We start from the raw sequence: 20,093 nt of genomic DNA, 5'->3' as shown, positions 1-20,093 counted from the left end.
GACCGATATGGCCCTGACACCCGAATTCGACACCTTCGCGCGCGCTTATGAAGCGGGCGAAAATCAGGTGGTCTATACACGGCTTGCCGCTGATCTGGACACGCCCGTGTCGCTGATGCTCAAGCTGACCGGCGCGCAAAAAGATGCGTTCATGCTGGAATCCGTGACTGGTGGCGAGGTTCGCGGTCGTTATTCGATCATCGGAATGAAACCCGACCTGATCTGGCGGTGTCGTGGTGAAACATCTGAATTGAACCGCTCAGCCCGGTTCGATGCCGAGGCATTTTCGGCCCAAGATGGCAACCCGATGGACAACCTGCGCGCTTTGCTGGCCGAAAGCCGCATCGACCTGCCCGACGACCTGCCGCAGGCCGCCGCCGGGCTGTTTGGGTATCTGGGCTATGACATGGTGCGGCTGGTGGAATACCTACCGGATGTGAACCCCGATCCTTTGGGACTGCCCGATGCGATCATGCTGCGCCCTTCCGTTATTGCGGTTCTGGACGGTGTCAAAGGTGAGGTAACCGTGGTGTCCCCCGTCTGGGCGTCCGATGGGCAATCGGCCAAGGCTGCCTATGCTCAGGCCGCCGAGCGTGTGATGGATGGGGTGCGCGATCTGGAACGCGCCATGCCCGCAGAGACCCGCGATCTGGGGGATGCGCGCGAGGTTGCTCCGCCAGTGTCGAACTTCACCAAGTCCGGCTATATGGAAGCGGTTGAAAAGGCCAAAGAGTACATCCGCGCAGGTGATATTTTCCAGGTCGTGCCAGCACAACGTTGGACGCAGGAATTCCCTCTGCCGCCTTTTGCGCTCTACCGTTCGTTGCGGCGCACCAACCCGTCGCCCTTCATGTTCTATTTCAACTTCGGCGGTTTTCAGGTCGTGGGTGCCAGCCCCGAAATTCTGGTGCGAGTGTTTGGCAGTGAAGTCACCATTCGCCCCATTGCAGGCACCCGCCCCCGGGGCGCGACGCCAGAAGAAGACAAGGCAAACGAACTGGATCTGCTGGCCGACAAGAAAGAACTTGCCGAGCATCTGATGCTTCTGGATCTGGGCCGCAACGATACAGGCCGTGTTTCCAAGATCGGCACCGTGCGTCCAACCGAAGAGTTCATCATCGAACGCTACAGCCATGTGATGCATATTGTGTCAAACGTGGTGGGTGAGCTTGCCGAAGACAAAGACGCGCTGGACGCGTTTTTTGCGGGAATGCCAGCGGGAACAGTGTCCGGCGCGCCCAAAGTGCGCGCGATGGAGATTATTGACGAGTTGGAACCCGAAAAACGCGGCATCTATGGCGGTGGCGTCGGATATTTCAGCGCGGGTGGCGACATGGATATGTGTATCGCGCTGCGCACAGCCATCGTGAAAGATCACAAGCTTTATATCCAGGCGGGTGGCGGTGTTGTTTACGACAGTAACCCAGAGGCCGAATTCATGGAAACTGTCCATAAATCCAACGCAATCCGGCGAGCGGCGGCAGATGCCGCGCGTTTCACGGGCAACGGAAACAGCTAAACGGAAAAAGGGCGGCAGATCAGAAGATCGCCGCCCTTTTTTCGATACGACTTCGATTTTGCGTCGTGCAGCTTACTGCACCTGTTTCATCATGACCGCCGAAATCGGGGCCATGGCCACGCGGTTACCCCGGTCTTCCAACCCCCAAAGCAACAGGGCCGAGATCGTTTCGGGGCGCACCCGACCCAGCATGACCACAGCGCCTTCCTGCCCGGCGCGGAACGCCGCCTGATCCAGGAAACGACGCATGACTTTAGGGTCCTGACGCGCGCCATCTATGTCACGGAACACAACACCCGATGGCGTACCGTTTCGGGCTGCCAGTTTCTGCACGGTGTTCAACCCGTTGTCCTGCGTGATCAATCCCCGGCCAGTCCCGGCGGCAATTTCTGCAACCTGATCAGCCAGTTTGCGGTTGCCGTGAATTCCGCTGTTCACCCCTTCCAGAATGCCGACGGTTTCGGGCAGAGTATCCAGCCAGACAGACAGGGAAACCTCGGCATCCTGAGCGGTCGCCGCCTCAGGCAAATCAGCAAGGGCCATGACTTCAAACCCGGCCGCGCGGTGCCGCGCCATCTTTTCCGCTGCATCAGGGTCAGAAGGATTCACGGCAAAGCTGATCGGATATGGAAAATCCTGCAGTGCTTCGGTCCCGAACGCGCCTTCGTCATCGATCAGAATGATGGACATCAACGGTTTGGATTCAGGGTTCTCAAACTTTACCGCATAGCGTTCGATTGGCTTGCCCGATGGTATCGGTTGTTCTGCCGATGCTTCCTCGACCACCGGCTCCTCATTCCGTTCTGTCAATGGAACCACACGTGTTCCAACCGTTGAACTGCCACTTGCCTGCTGTTCACTACCGATCTGGGGCAGCGCTGCGATGCGCGGCAACTTGCGTGGCAGAGTGTCTTCATCCCCTTCCACCGCAATCGGGCTGCTTTCAAACGGGTTTTCCTCTTCGGTATCCGCCGTTTGTGGCAAAGGGTCTTGTTCCGGTTGAAGAAGTGCAACCTCTGTTGTCTCGGGTTCTTCCGTGGGCGGGGTTGGTGTATCGTCGATCACGGCTGGTATAGCTTCGTCCTGCGGAACAGATGGAGCCAGGCTGGGTTCCGGCGGAGCAGCGGGTGCTTCGGTTACAACGGACACTTCAGTTACATCTGCGGCCTCGGGTTCGTCCACGACCTCAGCTGCCTCATCAACAACCGGTTGAGTATCTGACGACGCTTCCAGCCCCGACAGATCGGCCAATTCCTCAGTAGCGTCATCGGCGACTTCCAGCGCACTGGGCGCCAGTTCCACCAGATCGGCATCAGAAACCGCTTCGGCCACCTCAGTCGGCGCCTCAGGTGTTTCAGAAATCGTCGGTGCCGGCGCTTGGGTTGAGACAACCGGCGTATTGGCCATCGGCGTCTTAAGCGACACAACCACGCCCAAGATCAAAACAACGATCGCCCCAGCGATCATTCCTCCGAAAAATCCGCCCATATTTCCTGCCTTTCGCCTCTTTTCTCTGCCTCGTCCAGCTCTGCGCCATCTGATGTGACGCTCGGCCAATAGGACGCGTCAGAAACGGTATGTCCTCTTGACGCTGCCGCTCAAGCCTGAGCATGTATGTGCGGACATTATACCGTGGCCCGGGGCTGCATCGCCAGCCTGAAATGCCCAAGCGAAGATAAGTGCCCATATGCTGCTGCTGATCGACAACTACGATTCGTTTACCTACAATTTGGTACATTATTTAGGCGAACTTGGTGCCGAAATGGTCATTCGCCGAAATGATGCGCTGGATGTGCAGGAAGCGATGGCGATGAACCCCGCCGGAATACTGCTGAGCCCAGGCCCCTGCGACCCGGATCAGGCGGGGATATGCCTTGTGCTGACCGAAGCTGCCGCTGAAACCAGAACACCATTGTTGGGGGTTTGCCTTGGCCACCAAACCATCGGTCAGGTTTTTGGCGGTAAAGTGGTGCGCTGCCACGAGATCGTGCACGGCAAAATGGGCACCATGAACCACACAGGTAAAGGCCTGTTTGCCGGTTTGCCCTCACCCTTTGAGGCAACGCGGTACCATTCGCTGATCGTGGAACGCGAAACCCTGCCCGAATGCCTTGAGATCACGGCCGAGCTGGAAGATGGCACCATCATGGGCCTGCAGCACAAAGAACTGCCCATCCACGGCGTGCAGTTCCACCCTGAGTCCATCGCATCCGAGCATGGTCACGCCCTACTCAAGAACTTCCTGCAAGAACTGAAAGTCCCCGCATGAGCGACGCGCTTAAACCGCTGATCGGGGCCGCTGCCGATCGCCCATTGACTCGTGATGAAGCTGAAAAAGCCTTTGCCATTCTATTCGAGGGCGAAGCCACGCCCAGCCAGATCGGCGGATTGCTGATGGCCATGCGGACACGCGGCGAGACAGTCGACGAATACGCCGCGGCCGCCGCAGTGATGCGTTCGAAATGCAACGCCGTGTCGGCACCCGACGGGGCGATGGATATTGTGGGCACGGGCGGAGATGGAAAAGGCACTCTGAATATTTCGACCGCGACAGCTTTTGTCGTCTCCGGTGCCGGAGTCACGGTCGCCAAACACGGCAATCGCAACCTGAGTTCAAAATCCGGTGCGGCGGACGCTTTGGGTCAGATGGGTATCAACGTCATGGTTGGTCCGCAAGTTGTTGAGAACGCTTTGAAAGACGTCGGCATTGGCTTCATGATGGCCCCGATGCATCATCCGGCCATTGCCCATGTGATGCCATCACGCCAGGAGCTGGGCACGCGCACGATCTTCAACATTCTTGGCCCCCTGACCAATCCCGCTGGCGTCAAACGGCAATTGACCGGCGCGTTTAGTCGCGACCTGATCCGCCCGATGGCCGAAACGCTTGGTCTGCTGGGTTCAGACCGCGCGTGGCTGGTGCACGGCTCGGACGGGACGGATGAACTCACGATCACAGGCATAAGCTGGGTCGCTGCACTGGAGGACGGCACGATCAAAGAGGTTGAACTGCACCCCGAAGACGCTGGTCTGCCGGTTCATCCGTTCGAAGATATCATCGGCGGAACTCCGGAAGAAAACGCAGTGGCTTTCCGCGCACTGCTGGATGGTGCCCCGTCCGCTTATCGTGACGCCGTGCTGCTGAATTCGGCTGCTGCTTTGGTCGTGGCCGAAGCTGCAAACGATCTTCGCGAAGGTGTCACCATGGCCGCCGAGAGCATCGACAGCGGCAAAGCCAAAGACAAAATCGCCGCTCTGGCCCGCAAGACACAGGAAGCCGCATGACCGAGACCGTTCTGGACAAGATCAAAGCCTACAAGCTGGAAGAGGTCGCAGCCGACAAGGCACAAAAACCCCTGGAAACACTGGAAGGTGAGGCGCGGGCCGCATCAGAAACCCGTGGCTTTGCGAAAGCTTTGCAATCCGCATCCCGGCAAGGCTATGGCCTGATTGCCGAGGTCAAGAAAGCCAGCCCATCCAAGGGTCTGATCCGCCCGGATTTCGACCCGCCTGTACTGGCCAAAGCGTATGAGGACGGGGGCGCTGCATGTTTGTCCGTGCTGACCGACACCCCCAGCTTCCAAGGCGCAAAGGAATACCTGACGCAGGCGCGCGAGGCGACATCCCTGCCCGCTTTGCGCAAGGATTTCATGTATGACCCCTATCAAGTGGTCGAAGCCCGCGCCCTGGGCGCTGATTGTATTTTGATCATCATGGCATCCGTCAGCGACGATCAGGCGGCTGAGTTGGAACAGACCGCCTTCGATTGGGAGATGGATGTTCTGATCGAAGTGCATGACGAAGCGGAACTGGAACGCGCGGCCCAGTTGAAAAGCCCGTTGATCGGCATCAACAACCGCAATCTCAAAACCTTCGAGACCACACTCGACACCACACGGCGCTTGTCCAAGCTGGTGCCTGCAGACCGTACCATTGTCTGTGAAAGCGGTCTGGGAACGCCGGATGACCTGAAGGACATTGCGCGCTACGGTGCCCGTTGCTTCCTGATCGGTGAAAGCCTGATGCGTCAGGACGATGTCGAGGCCGCCACGCGTCATATCCTGTCGAACCCTCTGATCCCCGGAGTGATGTGATGCCGCTGACCCATTTTGACGCGCAAGGTCAGGCGCATATGGTTGATGTGTCGGACAAAGACGTGACCGACCGTGTCGCCGTTGCTGCCGGGCACATCAGGATGGCAGCGGAAACCTTTGAAATCATTTCAGAAGGTCGCGCGAAAAAGGGTGATGTCCTTGGCATTGCCCGTCTGGCCGGCATCATGGGTGCGAAAAAGACACCAGACCTTATCCCCCTGTGCCACCCTCTGCCTGTTACAAAAGTGGCAGTCGAATTGACGCTTGATCCTGATCTGCCGGGTGTTCAGATCGAGGCCACGGTCAAGACCTCGGGACAGACAGGTGTCGAGATGGAAGCCCTGACCGCTGTCTCAACCGCTGCATTGACGGTGTACGACATGACCAAAGCCGTCGACAAAACGATGGAGATTGGCGGCATCCGTGTTCTACTGAAAGACGGCGGAAAATCAGGGCGTTACGAGGCAAAATGATAACAGTCGAAGAGGCACGCGCCCTGCTGTTCGATCTGGTGGGCCCCTTACCTTCGGAAGAGGTTCCTCTGGCACAATCCGCCGGGCGTGTTTTGGCGCAAGATGTTGTGGCGGGACGGAACCAGCCACCTTTCGCCGCTTCGTCGATGGATGGGTATGCGGTGAAAGCCGCCGAAGTTGAGTTGCACGCCATGTTTAAGGTTGTCGGCGAATCCGCGGCGGGTCATCGGTTTGACGGCCAAGTCGGCCCCGGTCAGGCTGTGCGCATCTTCACTGGTGCGCCAGTGCCCGAGGGCGCGGACTTTGTGGTGATACAGGAAGATACCGACCGGCGTGGCGACCTGATCACGATCACAGACGATCCGGGTCCTAAAACAAATATCCGTCCTGCTGGCGTCGATTTTGAAATTGGAACAACCATTTCAGCGCCGCGTTTGATCCGAGCCGAGGATGTGGCCCTGATGGCCGCAATGAACACCCCGCGCGTCACGGTTGCGCGCAAACCGGTGATCGCCCTGATTTCGACCGGTGATGAGCTGGTTATGCCAGGGGAAGAGCCAGGTCCGGATCAGATCATCGCCTCGAACACATTCGGCCTGCGGGCGTTGCTTGAAGGCTTGGGGGCAACGGTGCGGGTTCTGCCCATTGCGCGCGATACCGTTTCCTCGCTTGAAACCGCGTTTGGCCTGGCGCATGGGGCCGATCTTGTCGTGACAATCGGCGGTGCGTCTGTTGGTGACTATGACCTTGTCTCGGATGTTTCGCAGGGATTGGGGATGGAACGGTCCTTCTACAAGATCCGAATGCGCCCGGGAAAACCGCTGATGGCCGGGCGTATCGGCGAAACGGCAATGGTCGGTCTGCCGGGCAATCCGGTCAGCGCCATGGTCTGCTGCTATCTGTTTCTGGCTCCTATGGTGCGCCGAATGCTGGGGCTGGACCACGTGGTTCCGCCTTTCCGTACCGCGCAACTCACAGAGCCTTTGTCGAAAAACGGACCGCGAGAGCACTATATGCGCGCGGTTCTGAGCGAAACGGGCATTGCGGCTTGCGCGGATCAAGACAGCTCGCTTCTCAGCGTTCTGGCGCAGGCCAACGCGCTTTTGATGCGCCAACCGCACGATCCCGCCCGAAAAATCGGAGAAACGGTTCAGTACCTGCCCATCTGAGATGTTCTCAAATCCATTGACACAAAACGTGAACATGCGTAGAACAAAAGAAAACGTATGAGCGACGAGGTGTGAGCGATGCTGACCAAGAAGCAATTGGATTTGCTGGAATTCATCCACAAACGCGTGCAGGCGGACGGTGTTCCGCCCAGTTTCGACGAAATGAAGGCCGCGCTTGATCTGCGGTCGAAATCCGGCATCCACAGATTGATCACCGCGCTGGAAGAGCGCGGGTTTATCCGCCGCCTTGCCCATCGCGCCCGTGCTATTGAGATTGTGAAACTTCCTGAAAGCCTGGGTGGCGAACCCACAACCGGGTTCACGCCCCGTGTGATCGAAGGTGACAAACCGGAAGGCCGCCGCCCAGCCAATGTTGAACCTGTTTCGGTAGACGCGCTGGAGCTGCCGGTCATGGGCCGGATCGCAGCCGGTGTTCCTATTGAGGCCATCAGCCATGTCTCGCACCATGTTGCCGTCCCCGGCCCCATGGTCTCCGGCAAGGGTGAGCATTACGCGTTGGAGGTCCGCGGAGACTCGATGATCGACGCGGGTATTAACGACGGTGATGTGGTGGTAATCCGGGAAACTTCGACCGCAGACAACGGCGACATCGTGGTTGCGCTGGTCGAAGATCAGGAAGCCACGTTGAAGCGGTATTTTCGCCGTGGCAACGCCATCGCGCTCGAGGCTGCCAACCCGGTCTACGAGACGCGCGTACTGCCCGAGGAAAAGGTCAAGGTGCAAGGCCGCCTTGTGGGCCTGATCCGGACCTACTGATTTCGCCTGGAACGGAGGTCCCCGGCAGGGTTCGGGGACCAGAGCCTGCGCCCGGTGAGCTCAGCACTTGATACCAGCTTACCGTCCAGAACGGAAAGGCTGCCGGTTTCATACAAACGATCCGGGTCAAACACCCCGCATGGCCCTTGCAGATCGAGGGCTATGGCAGAGACGATGATCTGGTTTTCCTTGCATTCTTTAAATCCGTTTGCCGCCCGTTTGCCGGTCAGGTGGATTATTTCCTGCTCCTTCAGCAGATAGCGTTGGACCGCGTTTTTCTCTGGCCACCTGAGCGCCGCCTGAGACTGATCGACACTGTCCCCATCATTCTCCAACCAGACGGTCGCGACAAACCCGCTGCCTTTGTTTTTGCTCAGCGCGCGGCCTTGTTCGGTCATCACCCCCACCAACCCTCCGGTCTCGGCGATCAGGACGTCAGGACGTTGCCCTTCGGTCCACAACAGAAAACCCGCAAGAACAGGCCCCACCCCAACCCACCGCGCGTGTCCTTGCCACAACGCGGTCCACAAAGCGCCCAACGCGATAAGAGGCAGAATGTACCACGGCGGACCAACTACATAACCCTGTGCGCCATCCAGGTTCGAAACCCAATGCGACACCGTCAATATCCAGTGCAGGGCCCAGCCCATCACCGTCAGGGGAATCGCCTCGAGCCCCAGAGGAGCCAGTAACGCGGCAACCACCGCCGCCGGGACAACAAACAAACCCATGACCGGAACAGAGAGCAGGTTCGCCAAAAGCCCGTAGTGCGACATGGTGTTAAAATGCGCGGCACCGATCGGAGCAGTTGCAATCCCTGCTATAGCCGAGGACATCAGAACGCCCACCACCGGTTTGAGCCATTTCGGTCCGGGCATGGAACCAAATTCGCGCAGCGCTCCGAACACGGCGACCAGTGCGGTGGTGGCAGCAAATGACATCTGAAATCCCGGGCTCAGCAGTGATTCTGGTCTGAGGATCAGGACGATCACCGCCGCAACGGCCACAGCACGCAGTGATATAGCCCGACGGTCGATCAGCACGGCGCCCAACATGACCGTGACCATGACAAAGGCGCGCTCGGTGGCGACATTTCCCCCGGACAACATTAGATAGATGGTCGCCGCAAGCAACGCACACACAGCAGCCACCTTTCGAACTGGTACCCGCAGCGCAAGCGGTGGGATGAGCGACAGACCGATGCGGCAGGCCACAAAAACGAATCCCGTCAGCAGCCCCATATGCAGCCCCGATATGGCCAGCAAATGCGCCAGGTTTGAAGCCCGCAGCGACGACAGCGTCTCTTGTCCCATGCCACTGCGATCTCCGGTGGTCACAGCAGCAGCAAAACCACCGATTTCCCCCGGAAGAACTTCTTTCACGCGCTCGGAAATGGCCATGCGTATGGCGGTTAGCCGAACGCCTTCGATCCCGTCTGACGCTGGCGCGATGGTTAAAACAGGGACGCGGGTGTACCCCACCGCGCCTAAACTCTGGAACCAGGCATGGCGGCGGAAATCGAACCCGCCGGGCTCAACCGGGCCTTGTGGCGGAGACAGATGCGCCGTTGTCATGATCCTTTGCCCCGGTGCGATTGGTCCTGTTGGGGCATGCACGGAAAGACGGATGCGCTGCGGCCTTCGCTCCTGCGGCACGTCCCCTATACGTACCTGATCGAGCGTCAACCGCAACGCATCCGAGGCAGACCGATCCATGGCGACGACCCTCCCCTCGACAGGGCCATAATATCGCCATGACAGAACCGGTTCTGCCACCATATGGGCGCGAGCACCTGCCAGGCAGAAACCGGCAGCGATCAGCGCCCCCCCGATGGTCAACGACCCCACCCCCGGCGGAAGCCAGCGGCGCAAAACGATAAGTGCCAGGCACAGACAGACCAGACCTGCGTATTCCGGCAACGCGGGCTCTGACCGGATGTTGAAATACAGGCCAATTCCCGTTGCCAGTAAGACCGGTGTCCATGGGAACAGGTACCCTGTCTGGTGCAGCAGCGCGGCCTCAACCCGTGTAAGAACACGCATGGTTGCCCCCGTCCTTCGGGCTCGTTAGACAGGCGTCAATCTATGCCAGATACGGTTACCAAAAGGTTAATCCCCACCATGTCCGACCAGGTCGTCACTCGTTTTGCCCCCTCACCCACCGGTTTTCTGCATATCGGCGGCGCGCGCACCGCGCTGTTCAATTGGCTCTACGCTCGGGGCCGTGGCGGCAAGTTCCTGTTGCGGATTGAAGACACCGACCGCGAACGCTCGACCCCCGAAGCAACTGCCGCAATCCTTCAGGGCATGGCATGGCTGGGTCTGGACCATGACGGTGAAGTGATCAGCCAGTTCGACGGCGCAAGCCGCCATGCTGAGGTTGCCCATCAACTGCTGTCCAAGGGTAAGGCGTACAAGTGTTTCTCGACTCAGGAGGAAATCGCTGCATTCCGCGAACAGGCGCGCGCCGAAGGGAAATCGACCCTGTTCCGAAGCCCCTGGCGCGACGCCGATCCGACGACACATCCCGATGTGCCGTTCGTCATCCGTATCAAGGTTCCGCAGGACGGGGCGACCGTCATCCGTGATCAGGTTCAAGGCGATGTCACCATCCGCAACGATCAACTGGACGACATGATCCTGCTGCGCTCGGATGGCACACCTGTCTACATGCTGGCGGTGGTGGTCGATGATCATGACATGGGCGTCACCCATGTTATTCGCGGCGACGATCACCTGAACAACGCAGCGCGCCAGATGATGATCTATGAGGCGATGGGCTGGGACGTTCCGGTCTGGGCGCACATCCCGCTGATTCACGGACCTGACGGCAAGAAACTTTCGAAACGTCATGGTGCGCTAGGTGCGCAGGAATATCAGGCCATGGGCTATCCCGCGGCTGGAATGCGCAATTACCTGGCTCGTTTGGGCTGGAGTCACGGTGACGACGAGTTCTTTACGGATGCTCAGGCAAAAGAATGGTTTGATCTGGACGGAATCGGCAAAAGCCCGGCCCGTTTCGATTTGAAAAAGCTGGAGAATCTCTGCGGCCAGCATATTGCCACCTCAGAAGATGCCGCACTGCGGCAAGAAATTGAGGATTACCTCGCGGCAGCGGACCTTCCTGCTCTCACCTCGACACAATCCGGTGATTTGGAACGTGCGATGTATTGCCTCAAGGATCGGGCACGTACATTCCCGGAACTCCTTGAAAAAGCGCATTTTGCACTGACTGAGCGCCCAATTGCCCTGGATGATAAGGCGGCGACGGCACTGTCATCTGTATCCGATGGTATACTGTCGGAATTGACGCCGCAGCTGCAAAATGTTAGCTGGTCCCGGAACGAACTGGAGGAGGCCCTGAATTCCTTTGCAGAGTCAAAGGAGCTCAAGTTCGGCAAGCTCGCGGGTCCGCTACGGGCCGCACTGGCAGGCCGGGCCGTAACACCTTCGGTTTTTGACATGATGCTGGTGCTGGGACGGGATGAAACCCTGGCGCGGCTCACTGAGGCAGCGAAATAAACCCAACCTTCATAAACGGGTAACGCTGCTCCGCTAACACCCGGATTGCGCGTCCGCGCGCAATCGTTGCCCGTATCGCCGGAGGTCTGTCCGGCGTGCGCATGATTGAAGAAGGGACAACTATGACTGACAGCAACAAAACAGCCACTCTGACTGTTCACGGCAAAGATTACGAGTTGCCAGTTCATTCCCCGACCGCCGGCCCTGATGTTGTTGATATTCGCAAGCTCTACGGAGAAGCCGGGGTATTCACCTACGATCCGGGCTTCACCTCGACCGCCAGCTGCGACAGCACCATCACCTATATCGACGGTGAAAAAGGTGAATTGCTGCACCGGGGCTACCCGATCGACCAACTGGCTGAGAAATCGCACTTCCTCGAGGTTTGCTATTTGCTGCTCTACGGAGAACTTCCTGCGGCAAAGGATCTGGAAAAGTTCGAAACCACGATCACCCGTCACACCATGCTGCACGAGCAGATGCAGTATTTTTATCGCGGTTTCCGCCGCGATGCGCACCCTATGGCCATCATGGTCGGTGTTGTCGGGGCGATGTCGGCCTTTTATCACGATTCGACCGATATCGCGGATCCGCAGCAGCGTGAGATCGCATCGCATCGACTGATTGCCAAGATGCCAACAATTGCGGCCTGGGCCTATAAGTACCACACGGGTCAGCCTTTCGTTTATCCGCGCAACGATCTGGACTATGCGTCCAACTTTCTGCGCATGTGTTTCAGCGTTCCCGCCGAAGAGTATGAGGTGAACCCGATCCTCAGCCGCGCGATGGACCGCATCTTTACCCTGCACGCCGATCATGAACAGAACGCCTCGACCTCGACCGTGCGTCTGGCGTCGTCCTCGGGTGCAAACCCGTTCGCATGTGTCGCAGCAGGCATCGCTTGCCTTTGGGGTCCGGCCCATGGCGGTGCGAACCAGGCGTGTCTGGAGATGTTGGAAGAGATCGGAACAGTTGATCGCATTCCCGAGTACATCGCTCGGGCCAAAGACAAAAACGATCCGTTCCGCCTGATGGGCTTTGGTCACCGCGTCTATAAGAACTTCGATCCACGCGCCAAAGTCATGAAGCAATCGGCCGATGAAGTCCTGGATTTGCTGGGTGTTGAAAACAACCCGAAACTGCAGGTTGCCAAGGAACTGGAGCGCGAAGCGCTGGAAGATCCATACTTCGCCGACAAGAAACTGTTCCCGAATGTCGATTTCTATTCCGGGATCATTCTTGAAGCGATGGGTTTCCCGACATCCATGTTCACGCCGATTTTCGCCCTGTCGCGCACCGTGGGCTGGGTCAGCCAGTGGAAAGAGATGATTGCCGATCCTCAGAACAAGATCGGCCGCCCACGTCAGCTGTATCTGGGCGAGACGCTGCGGGACTACGTGGATATCGAAAACCGCTGATACACCAAAGTTCTAAAACGTTAATAAGGACCCCGGTTTTGTCGGGGTCTTTTTTTGCAATCGAGCATTGCGGAATCAGTATAAGTAATTGCTTTCGAAATTTTAATCTGGGCCACAACAGGCGCGCATTTTGACCTTAGAACAAACTCATCTGGTCCCCCGGTTGCGGCGGAACTGCAAACAGATCGCAACGTAGCGGGGCAGATCTCAAGGCAAGCCCCAACCGTTTGCAGGCTTTCGAAAACCTTTGGGCAATTATCCCGGCGTACTCGCCTTCACCGCGCATTCTGTGACCCCAACGCGGGTCGTAGTCCCGGCCCCCGTGCATGTCGCGCAGCTTGGACATCACCTTTTCCGCCCGTGCGGGTTGGTGCTCGGCCAGCCATTCCTGCCACAGCTGCGATACTTCGCGCGGCAGTCGCAGCATGATCCAACTGGCGGCGTCTGCTCCTGCATCCCGCCCTGCCGCAAGCAGGTTCTCAAGCTCATGATCCGTCAGACCGGGCACAATCGGGGATGTCATCACACGCACTGGAACCCCTGCCCCGGTCAGAGTGCGGATCATACCCAGACGCCGTTTCGGTGACGGTGCGCGAGGCTCCATCCGGCGCGAGAGAGCTGCATCCAAAGTAGTCAGCGAAATTCCAACGCGCACCAATCCACGGCCGGCCATTTCGGCCAGAATATCCAGATCCCGTTCGATCAGAGCACCCTTGGTTACAATTGCAACCGGGTGATTAAATTCGCGCAACACCTCAAGACAGGATCTTGTTATGCAGCGATCTTTCTCAATCGGCTGATATGGATCAGTGTTGGTGCCAATGGCCAGCGGCGCGACCTTGTAAGACCTGGACGACAATTCCTTTCGCAACACATTGTTCATGTTTGGGCGGGCGGTCAGGCGAGTTTCGAAATCCAGCCCTGCGGACAAACCCAGATAGGCATGGCTGGGCCGGGCAAAACAATAGACACACCCATGTTCGCACCCCCGATACGGATTGATGGAACGGTCAAACGGTAGATCCGGAGACCGGTTATACGTAATCGCACTGCGCGCCACCTCATCCCGTGTTTCAGTGCGCAGAGGCGGCAGGGATTCGTCACTCTCCCACCCGTCATCGGCGGCGACAGTGGCAAAGCGTTCGAACCGTCCGGCGGCGTTCGAACGTGTTCCTCTGGCTTTCGGAGTTTGCATGGCGCTCATTTCGACAGCTTGTTCTATCTTTGTTCTCATTCGGAACATACGCCTGCGACCCGTCCGGTGCAAGTCATCCATGCGCCAGCCAAAACAGGCATGATCAAACGGAGCGCACGATAATCATGCAGATTTTTCATTCGAGCCGGTCAATTTTTTGACCTATAGGTCGGTCCCGAAACGACCGACGTCGCAATCGTCACAGTCAGGATGCGACGTTTTGGCCAAAACGATAAAAATGCCACCACGGGCCGATAGCCCGCCCAGCACAGGGAATACCCCATGTCCGACGAAGAAGACATCATCCTGTCCGAACTGAACGACGACGAATTGGTCGAACAGATGTTCGACGATCTCTATGACGGTCTGAAAGAAGAGATCGAAGAAAGCACCAACATCCTGCTGGAACGCGGATGGACCCCGTATGACATCCTGACAAAAGCGCTGGTTGGTGGCATGACCATCGTGGGCCATGACTTCCGAGACGGCATCCTGTTCGTGCCCGAAGTTCTGCTGGCCGCCAACGCCATGAAGGGCGGTATGTTCATCCTCAAGCCGTTGCTCGCAGAAACAGGCGCACCGCGCGTCGGCAAGATGGTCATCGGCACCGTCAAAGGCGATATCCACGACATCGGCAAAAACCTTGTTTCGATGATGATGGAAGGCGCAGGTTTCGAAGTTGTCGATCTGGGAATCAACAACCCGGTCGAGAATTACCTGGAAGCGCTTGAAACCGAACAACCAGATATTCTGGGCATGTCTGCGCTGCTGACCACCACAATGCCTTACATGAAGGTGGTTATCGACACGTTGGTCGAACAAGGTGTACGCGATGACTATATCGTTCTGGTTGGCGGCGCCCCGCTGAACGAAGAGTTCGGCAAGGCCATCGGTGCAGACGCCTATTGCCGTGACGCTGCGGTTGCAGTGGAAACCGCAAAAGACTTTGTAGGCCGCAAGCACAATCAGCTGGCTGGCTGAGCCGCCTGAGATTTTTTTGAAAAGGGCCGTTCACATTTGGGCGGCCCTTTCTCGTTTTAGAAGGCAGAACCGCCTATGTTTAGTGCAAGCCCCGAGACCTTCAATTTGGGACTGCACCGTTTGGTCGACGTTTATGCAAAACCGACCAATTTGCTGGTCTTCTGCTGACAACGCTCGATCGCTGAGGTCGGCAGCTTGCCATCACAGGTCGGAACAGGGCTTGCCTGCGCTTGATATTCATCCTCTTCTTGGAAGAACTCAGAGGACGCCACACCATGCAAAAAGACGCCCTGCCCGATGATGCCAGCCTGACGACCAAAGGCTACGCCGACACCGCTTCCGGTCGCATCCTGCTGATCGCCTGCGGGGCGTTGGCCAAAGAGATTCTGGATATCAAATCGCGCAACGGCTGGGATCATATTGCGCTGACCTGCCTGCCCGCCATTCTGCATGTCCATCCGGAACGGATTACGCAGGCGGTGGAAGACGCGGTGGCCAAGCACCGGGACCAGTTCGACAAAATCTATGTGGTCTACGCCGACTGCGGAACCGGTGGCCTACTGCAGCAAGCCTGCGAAAAACTTGGGGTCGAGATGGTGAAAGGTCCCCATTGCTATTCCTTTTTCGAAGGCAACCAAGCCTTCGACGCGCGCGGCGAAGACGAAACCACAGCTTTCTACCTGACTGACTTTTTGGCCCGGCAATTCGACGCCTTTGTCTGGAAACCGCTGGGCCTGGATCGCCACCCGGAACTGCGGGATATGTATTTCGGCAACTACACCAAACTGATCTATCAAGCGCAGATCGACAGCCCTGAACTGACGGAACGCGCGCGCCAATGCGCGGACAAGATGGGTTTGGAGTTCGAGCGTCGCTTTACTGGTTATGGCGATCTTGAAACCACATTGTCAGATTGGGCAAACCGCCCGACCTGACCTTAGGCGTTTTCCTGGGCCACCTTACGAATGCGTTCGATCATAGCGCGCAAACCGTTGGACCGCTGCGCCGACAGGTGATCGTTCAGCCCCAGACGCGCAAGCTCGGCCCCGGCATCGACACCGGGAACTTCGGCCACCGGCAAACCGTTATACAAAGACCGAAGGACAGCAATCAGCCCGCGTACGATCAGGGCATCGCTGTCGCCATCGAATTTGAAGGTACCGGAGTCGATCATGGGATGCAGCCAAACCTGACTGGCGCACCCATGCACCTTTGTCGCCGGAACCTTAAGCGCGTTATCCAGCGGTTCCATCGCCTTGCCCTGCTCGATGACATGGCGATACCGATCTTCCCAGTCCTCCAGAAACTCGAAATCTTCGACAATGTCCTCAAAGGCGGGCGTGGCCATGGTGTGGCGATCCTTTCGGTTGCGATACAAACAGTGACCTATGCCGACGACTACACTGTGTCCACCCCCTGCGGTGCCTTTTCAACGCGAGGAAATTGCGCTAACCCATTGTCTGAATTCGTGTGAAAAGCTGTGGGTCCATGCAAAAATCTCTGTCCGTTCTCATCATCGCCACGCTGACCCTGACTGCTTGCAGCGGCTGGCGTGACTCTCGGGTGAACCCGTCGAATTGGTTTGGCTCCAGCAGATCGGTAGAGGCTGACGTACCCTCCGACCCCAATGCTGCCGACATCCTTGTACCCAAGCAGCGAGAGGGAACGGGACTGTTTTCACGTCCTGATGCCGAAGATACAAGCATTCCCATCGGCCAGATTGACGAGTTGCGCATCGACCCAACGCCTAACGGAGCGATCATCTATGCTGCTGGAACAGCCGTCCGTCAGGGTGCGTACAATGCGCGACTGGTTCGTGTGAATTCAGAAGAGAACGAGAAAAATGGCACGATGGAGTTTGTGTTTCGCGTGACCTATCCCGGCGCACAAACACCGCAGGGCTCCGAACGCACGCGTATGGTGTCGGACGCCGTAAATGTCAGTCGCCAGGACCTTGAAGGTATTCGCCTGGTACGTGTTGTCGGGCAACAGAACGCATTGGAATCGCGGCGGCGCTAACCGCCGTTAAAGCGATACAACCTTGACCGCCTGCCCCTTGGCCGCCAGTGCGATCTTGCCGTCGCACAGCTTCAGAGCGTCCTCGCCAAAGACCTCGAACCGCCAGCCGGACATGGCGGGCAGGTCCCGCTCTCCAGCAGCAATCTGATCCAGCTCAGAGCTTGTGGCGATCAGCTTGGCAGCCACGCCCGAGCTTTCGGTTTTGGATTTCAGCAAAACCCGCAACAAGTCAGACAAAGCCGGGTTGACCTTGAGCTTGTCGCGCGACGTGTCGATAATGGGCAACTTGTCTGCAGGGCAATTCACCCCACGTTTGACAGCGGCCAGAATGCCATCGGCAATCGCGCCCTTGCGCGCCTCGCGCAGCAACAACCGTGATCCGCCCAGATCCGAGAGCGTCTTGGGTTTGGTCGACGCCAGCTCAACCAAGGCATCGTCTTTGAATACGCGGTTTCGCGGGACGTTGTTTTCCTGTGCATAGGATTCGCGAAACTGTGCAAGTTCCCGTATGACTGCGAGAAACTTGGCCGAATTTGTCCGCGTCTTGACCCGTTTCCACGCTTCTTCCGGACGAATGTCATAAGTGGCAGGCTGAGTCAGCGTGCGCAGTTCTTCCCCCACCCAATGGCTGCGTCTGGTCTTTTCCAGCTCTGCCGCCAGATGCTCGTAAATCTTGCGCAAATGGGTCACATCGGCCAGCGCATACGTTTTCTGTGCATCTGTGAGAGGGCGACGGGACCAATCCGTGAACCGAGAGGTCTTGTCGACCCCTTGCTTGCAAATCTTGCGCACCAGCGTTTCATACCCGACCTGTTCACCAAAGCCGCAGACCATCGCCGCGACCTGTGTGTCGAACAGAGGGTTGGGAAACACACCGGCTTCTACCCAGAAGATCTCAAGGTCCTGACGGGCAGCATGGAATACCTTGACCACACGCTCGTTGCGGAACAGCTCGTAAAGCGGTTCAAGCGACAGATCATCGGCCAACGGATCGACCAGAACCGCGCTGTCTTCGTCTTCGGAAGGGACCGCCAATTGCACAAGGCAAAGCTTGGAATAATACGTCCGCTCGCGCAGAAATTCGGTATCGACTGTGATATATGGATAGCCTGCAGCGGCCTTGCAGAAATCGGCCAGCTCTTGCGTCGTCGTCAGGGTTTTCATGCGCCGTACTAGTATCGCTCTTGCTTTTGTGACTGCCCGTTTTTTCTTCGTCCCGAGCGTTAACGACGACCATAGGCCGATTTTCGGGCGGGTGTAAATCACCCAGAGCAGGTTCAGGGCAACAGGATGGACGACCTGTTGCCTTCTGCAAAGCGCCGCAGCACTTCGGGGTAGAGCTTATGCTCCCAAACCAGCACCCGCGCAGCCAGCGTATCCGGGGTATCATCAGGTTCAACAGACACCCGCGCCTGCCCCAGGATCGGGCCATCGTCCAGCGCTGCGGTGACTTCATGGACGGAGCATCCATGTTCGATATCCCCTGCATCAATGGCACGGGCATGAGTATGTAAGCCTTTGTATTTCGGCAGCAAAGAGGGGTGGATGTTCAGCATCCGACCCTGAAACCGAGACACAAAGTCCCCTGTCAGTACGCGCATGAAGCCCGCCAGACACACGATGTCAGGCTGTGCCTCTTGCAGGGGCTTCAAAAGCTCAGACTCAAATGCGGCGCGGTCCCCCTTGAAGGGTCGGTGATCAACAACTGCGGTCGGAATGCCACGGTCCGCAGCTTTTTTGAGCCCGCCGGCCTGTGCATCGTTAGACATCACCAAACAAGGCCGCGCCGGGTGATCGCCGGTCATGCTGTCGACCAGCGACACCATGTTGGACCCGCCCCCGGAAATCAGGATCGCGACGCGCTTGTGGCTCACAGCAGTTTGCCCGAGTAGGCAACACCGGGCGTCTCAGACACGGTGCCGATCCGCGCGACGGTCTCACCGGCGTCGGACAGCAAGGTCGACAGATCATCCGCTTTGCCTGCCTCGCACACCACAATCAGGCCGATACCGCAGTTGAAGGTCTTGAGCATTTCGGCTTCAACAATACCACCAGTTTGCGCCATCCAGCTAAAGACAGGCGGCAGTTGCCAGCTGTCCAGATCGATTTCGACACCCAGTCCTTCGGGCAAAACGCGCGGCAGGTTTTCGGTCAGACCGCCACCTGTGATGTGGGCAAGCGCATGCACGCCGCCCGCACGGACGGCAGCCAAAGCCGGTTTGACATAAAGACGCGTGGGTGTCAGCAGAGCCTCACCCAGAGTGCCTTCGCCGAAGGGCGACGGCGCATCCCAGCCCAGCCCCGACAGCCCGACCAGCTTGCGCACCAGCGAATAGCCGTTTGAATGCACCCCGTTCGAGGCCAGACCCAGCAGCACGTCACCAGATTGCACGCCTGCGGGCAGATCCGCACCGCGCTCCATCGCACCAACCGAAAACCCGGCCAGGTCGAAATCGCCGTCGGGGTACATGCCCGGCATCTCGGCGGTCTCACCACCGATCAAAGCGCAACCGGACTGCGCACAGCCTTCGGCAATTCCTTCGATGATCCGCGCTGCCGTGTCGGTGTCCAGCTTGCCGGTGGCGAAATAGTCGAGGAAGAAAAGCGGTTCAGCCCCCTGACAGATCAGGTCGTTGACGCACATGGCTACCAGATCAATGCCAACTCCGTCCACAACGCCGGTATCAATCGCAATCCGCAACTTGGTACCCACGCCATCTGTTGCACCAACCAGAATAGGGTCATGATACCCCGCAGCTTTCAGGTCGAACAGCGCGCCAAAGCCACCCAGACCGCTCATCACGCCAGGGCGGTTGGTCCGCTTGGCGGCAGGCTTGATCCGATCGACCAGAGCGTTGCCTGCGTCAATGTCCACGCCTGCATCGGCATAAGTGATTCCGTTCTTACCCGCTGTCATGGCTGGTCCC

At 58.0% G+C, this 20,093-nt stretch carries 19 protein-coding genes; 12 read left to right on the top strand and 7 right to left on the bottom strand.

Annotated features, from left to right (window positions below; translation table 11 throughout):
* Positions 1 to 7: 7 nt before the first annotated feature.
* The gene (gene trpE, locus ALB80_RS02085; RefSeq protein WP_050602347.1) at positions 8 to 1,519 is read left to right on the top strand and encodes an anthranilate synthase component I; all 1,512 of its coding nucleotides are present in this window, start codon (positions 8 to 10) and stop codon (positions 1,517 to 1,519) included.
* 72 nt (positions 1,520 to 1,591) lie between these two features.
* Here trpE and ALB80_RS02080 read toward each other — a convergent pair whose 3' ends face one another.
* On the bottom strand, positions 1,592 to 3,007 hold the full coding sequence (locus tag ALB80_RS02080) for a divergent polysaccharide deacetylase family protein (protein WP_050602346.1): 1,416 nt from the start codon (positions 3,005 to 3,007) through the stop codon (positions 1,592 to 1,594).
* A gap of 199 nt (positions 3,008 to 3,206) precedes the next feature.
* Here ALB80_RS02080 and ALB80_RS02075 point away from each other — a divergent pair, with 199 nt between their 5' ends.
* The 6 genes from ALB80_RS02075 (at position 3,207) to lexA (ending at position 8,032) form a co-directional block, all read left to right on the top strand.
* Entirely contained in the window at positions 3,207 to 3,788 is a 582-nt protein-coding gene (locus tag ALB80_RS02075) for an aminodeoxychorismate/anthranilate synthase component II (RefSeq protein WP_050602345.1), read from the top strand.
* Positions 3,785 to 4,804: an anthranilate phosphoribosyltransferase gene (gene trpD / locus ALB80_RS02070; protein ID WP_050602344.1), complete on the top strand. Its 1,020-nt coding sequence runs from the start codon at positions 3,785 to 3,787 to the stop codon at positions 4,802 to 4,804. Before ALB80_RS02075 ends, trpD begins: the two co-directional genes overlap by 4 nt.
* Complete coding sequence (trpC, locus tag ALB80_RS02065; RefSeq protein ID WP_050602343.1) at positions 4,801 to 5,613, top strand: indole-3-glycerol phosphate synthase TrpC; 813 nt, start codon at positions 4,801 to 4,803, stop codon at positions 5,611 to 5,613. The genes trpD and trpC overlap by 4 nt, the downstream gene beginning before the upstream one ends.
* Positions 5,613 to 6,086: a cyclic pyranopterin monophosphate synthase MoaC gene (gene moaC / locus ALB80_RS02060; RefSeq protein WP_050602342.1), complete on the top strand. Its 474-nt coding sequence runs from the start codon at positions 5,613 to 5,615 to the stop codon at positions 6,084 to 6,086. Before trpC ends, moaC begins: the two co-directional genes overlap by 1 nt.
* Positions 6,083 to 7,255 (top strand): gephyrin-like molybdotransferase Glp, encoded by a 1,173-nt coding sequence (gene glp / locus ALB80_RS02055; protein ID WP_050602341.1) that lies wholly within the window; start codon positions 6,083 to 6,085, stop codon positions 7,253 to 7,255. The genes moaC and glp overlap by 4 nt, the downstream gene beginning before the upstream one ends.
* Before the next feature lie 78 nt (positions 7,256 to 7,333).
* Positions 7,334 to 8,032: a transcriptional repressor LexA gene (gene lexA / locus ALB80_RS02050; protein ID WP_050602340.1), complete on the top strand. Its 699-nt coding sequence runs from the start codon at positions 7,334 to 7,336 to the stop codon at positions 8,030 to 8,032.
* On the opposite strand, the gene ALB80_RS02045 is transcribed toward lexA, so the two are convergent.
* Positions 8,026 to 10,074, bottom strand: coding sequence for a ComEC/Rec2 family competence protein (locus tag ALB80_RS02045; RefSeq protein ID WP_050602339.1), 2,049 nt, complete (start codon positions 10,072 to 10,074; stop codon positions 8,026 to 8,028). The two genes, lexA and ALB80_RS02045, sit on opposite strands and share 7 nt — an antisense overlap.
* A 78-nt stretch (positions 10,075 to 10,152) precedes the next feature.
* Between ALB80_RS02045 and gltX the strand changes: the two genes are divergently transcribed.
* Together gltX and gltA are read left to right on the top strand one after the other, a co-directional pair.
* On the top strand, positions 10,153 to 11,553 hold the full coding sequence (gene gltX / locus ALB80_RS02040; RefSeq protein ID WP_050602338.1) for a glutamate--tRNA ligase: 1,401 nt from the start codon (positions 10,153 to 10,155) through the stop codon (positions 11,551 to 11,553).
* A 122-nt stretch (positions 11,554 to 11,675) separates the two neighbouring features.
* Positions 11,676 to 12,971, top strand: coding sequence for a citrate synthase (gltA, locus tag ALB80_RS02035; RefSeq protein ID WP_050602337.1), 1,296 nt, complete (start codon positions 11,676 to 11,678; stop codon positions 12,969 to 12,971).
* 136 nt (positions 12,972 to 13,107) lie between these two features.
* On the opposite strand, the gene ALB80_RS02030 is transcribed toward gltA, so the two are convergent.
* Positions 13,108 to 14,205 carry a PA0069 family radical SAM protein gene (locus ALB80_RS02030; protein ID WP_253276800.1) on the bottom strand — a complete coding sequence of 366 codons (1,098 nt, stop codon included), beginning with the start codon at positions 14,203 to 14,205 and terminating at the stop codon, positions 13,108 to 13,110.
* A 243-nt stretch (positions 14,206 to 14,448) separates the two neighbouring features.
* On the opposite strand from ALB80_RS02030, the gene ALB80_RS02025 reads away from it, so the two are divergent.
* On the top strand, positions 14,449 to 15,147 hold the full coding sequence (locus tag ALB80_RS02025) for a B12-binding domain-containing protein (protein ID WP_050602335.1): 699 nt from the start codon (positions 14,449 to 14,451) through the stop codon (positions 15,145 to 15,147).
* A gap of 275 nt (positions 15,148 to 15,422) precedes the next feature.
* Complete coding sequence (locus tag ALB80_RS02020; RefSeq protein ID WP_050602334.1) at positions 15,423 to 16,082, top strand: DUF1638 domain-containing protein; 660 nt, start codon at positions 15,423 to 15,425, stop codon at positions 16,080 to 16,082.
* A gap of 2 nt (positions 16,083 to 16,084) precedes the next feature.
* On the opposite strand, the gene ALB80_RS02015 is transcribed toward ALB80_RS02020, so the two are convergent.
* Positions 16,085 to 16,495 carry a SufE family protein gene (locus ALB80_RS02015; protein ID WP_050602333.1) on the bottom strand — a complete coding sequence of 137 codons (411 nt, stop codon included), beginning with the start codon at positions 16,493 to 16,495 and terminating at the stop codon, positions 16,085 to 16,087.
* A gap of 140 nt (positions 16,496 to 16,635) precedes the next feature.
* Here ALB80_RS02015 and ALB80_RS02010 point away from each other — a divergent pair, with 140 nt between their 5' ends.
* A complete protein-coding gene (locus ALB80_RS02010; protein ID WP_050602332.1) occupies positions 16,636 to 17,166 on the top strand; it encodes a hypothetical protein in 531 nt (176 codons plus the stop codon).
* A gap of 6 nt (positions 17,167 to 17,172) precedes the next feature.
* On the opposite strand, the gene rnd is transcribed toward ALB80_RS02010, so the two are convergent.
* The 3 genes from rnd to purM all read right to left on the bottom strand — a co-directional run bounded on the left by rnd (position 17,173) and on the right by purM (position 20,083).
* Positions 17,173 to 18,330, bottom strand: a complete 1,158-nt coding sequence (rnd, locus tag ALB80_RS02005; protein ID WP_050602331.1) for a ribonuclease D — start codon at positions 18,328 to 18,330, stop codon at positions 17,173 to 17,175.
* A gap of 113 nt (positions 18,331 to 18,443) precedes the next feature.
* Positions 18,444 to 19,040: a phosphoribosylglycinamide formyltransferase gene (purN, locus tag ALB80_RS02000; RefSeq protein ID WP_050602330.1), complete on the bottom strand. Its 597-nt coding sequence runs from the start codon at positions 19,038 to 19,040 to the stop codon at positions 18,444 to 18,446.
* Positions 19,037 to 20,083 (bottom strand): phosphoribosylformylglycinamidine cyclo-ligase, encoded by a 1,047-nt coding sequence (gene purM / locus ALB80_RS01995; RefSeq protein ID WP_050602329.1) that lies wholly within the window; start codon positions 20,081 to 20,083, stop codon positions 19,037 to 19,039. The genes purN and purM overlap by 4 nt, the downstream gene beginning before the upstream one ends.
* Positions 20,084 to 20,093: the final 10 nt, after the last annotated feature.

Source organism: Ruegeria sp. 6PALISEP08 (assembly GCF_001238295.1).
Lineage (GTDB): Bacteria > Pseudomonadota > Alphaproteobacteria > Rhodobacterales > Rhodobacteraceae > Ruegeria.
This window is presented reverse-complemented; position numbering and strand designations above follow the sequence as displayed.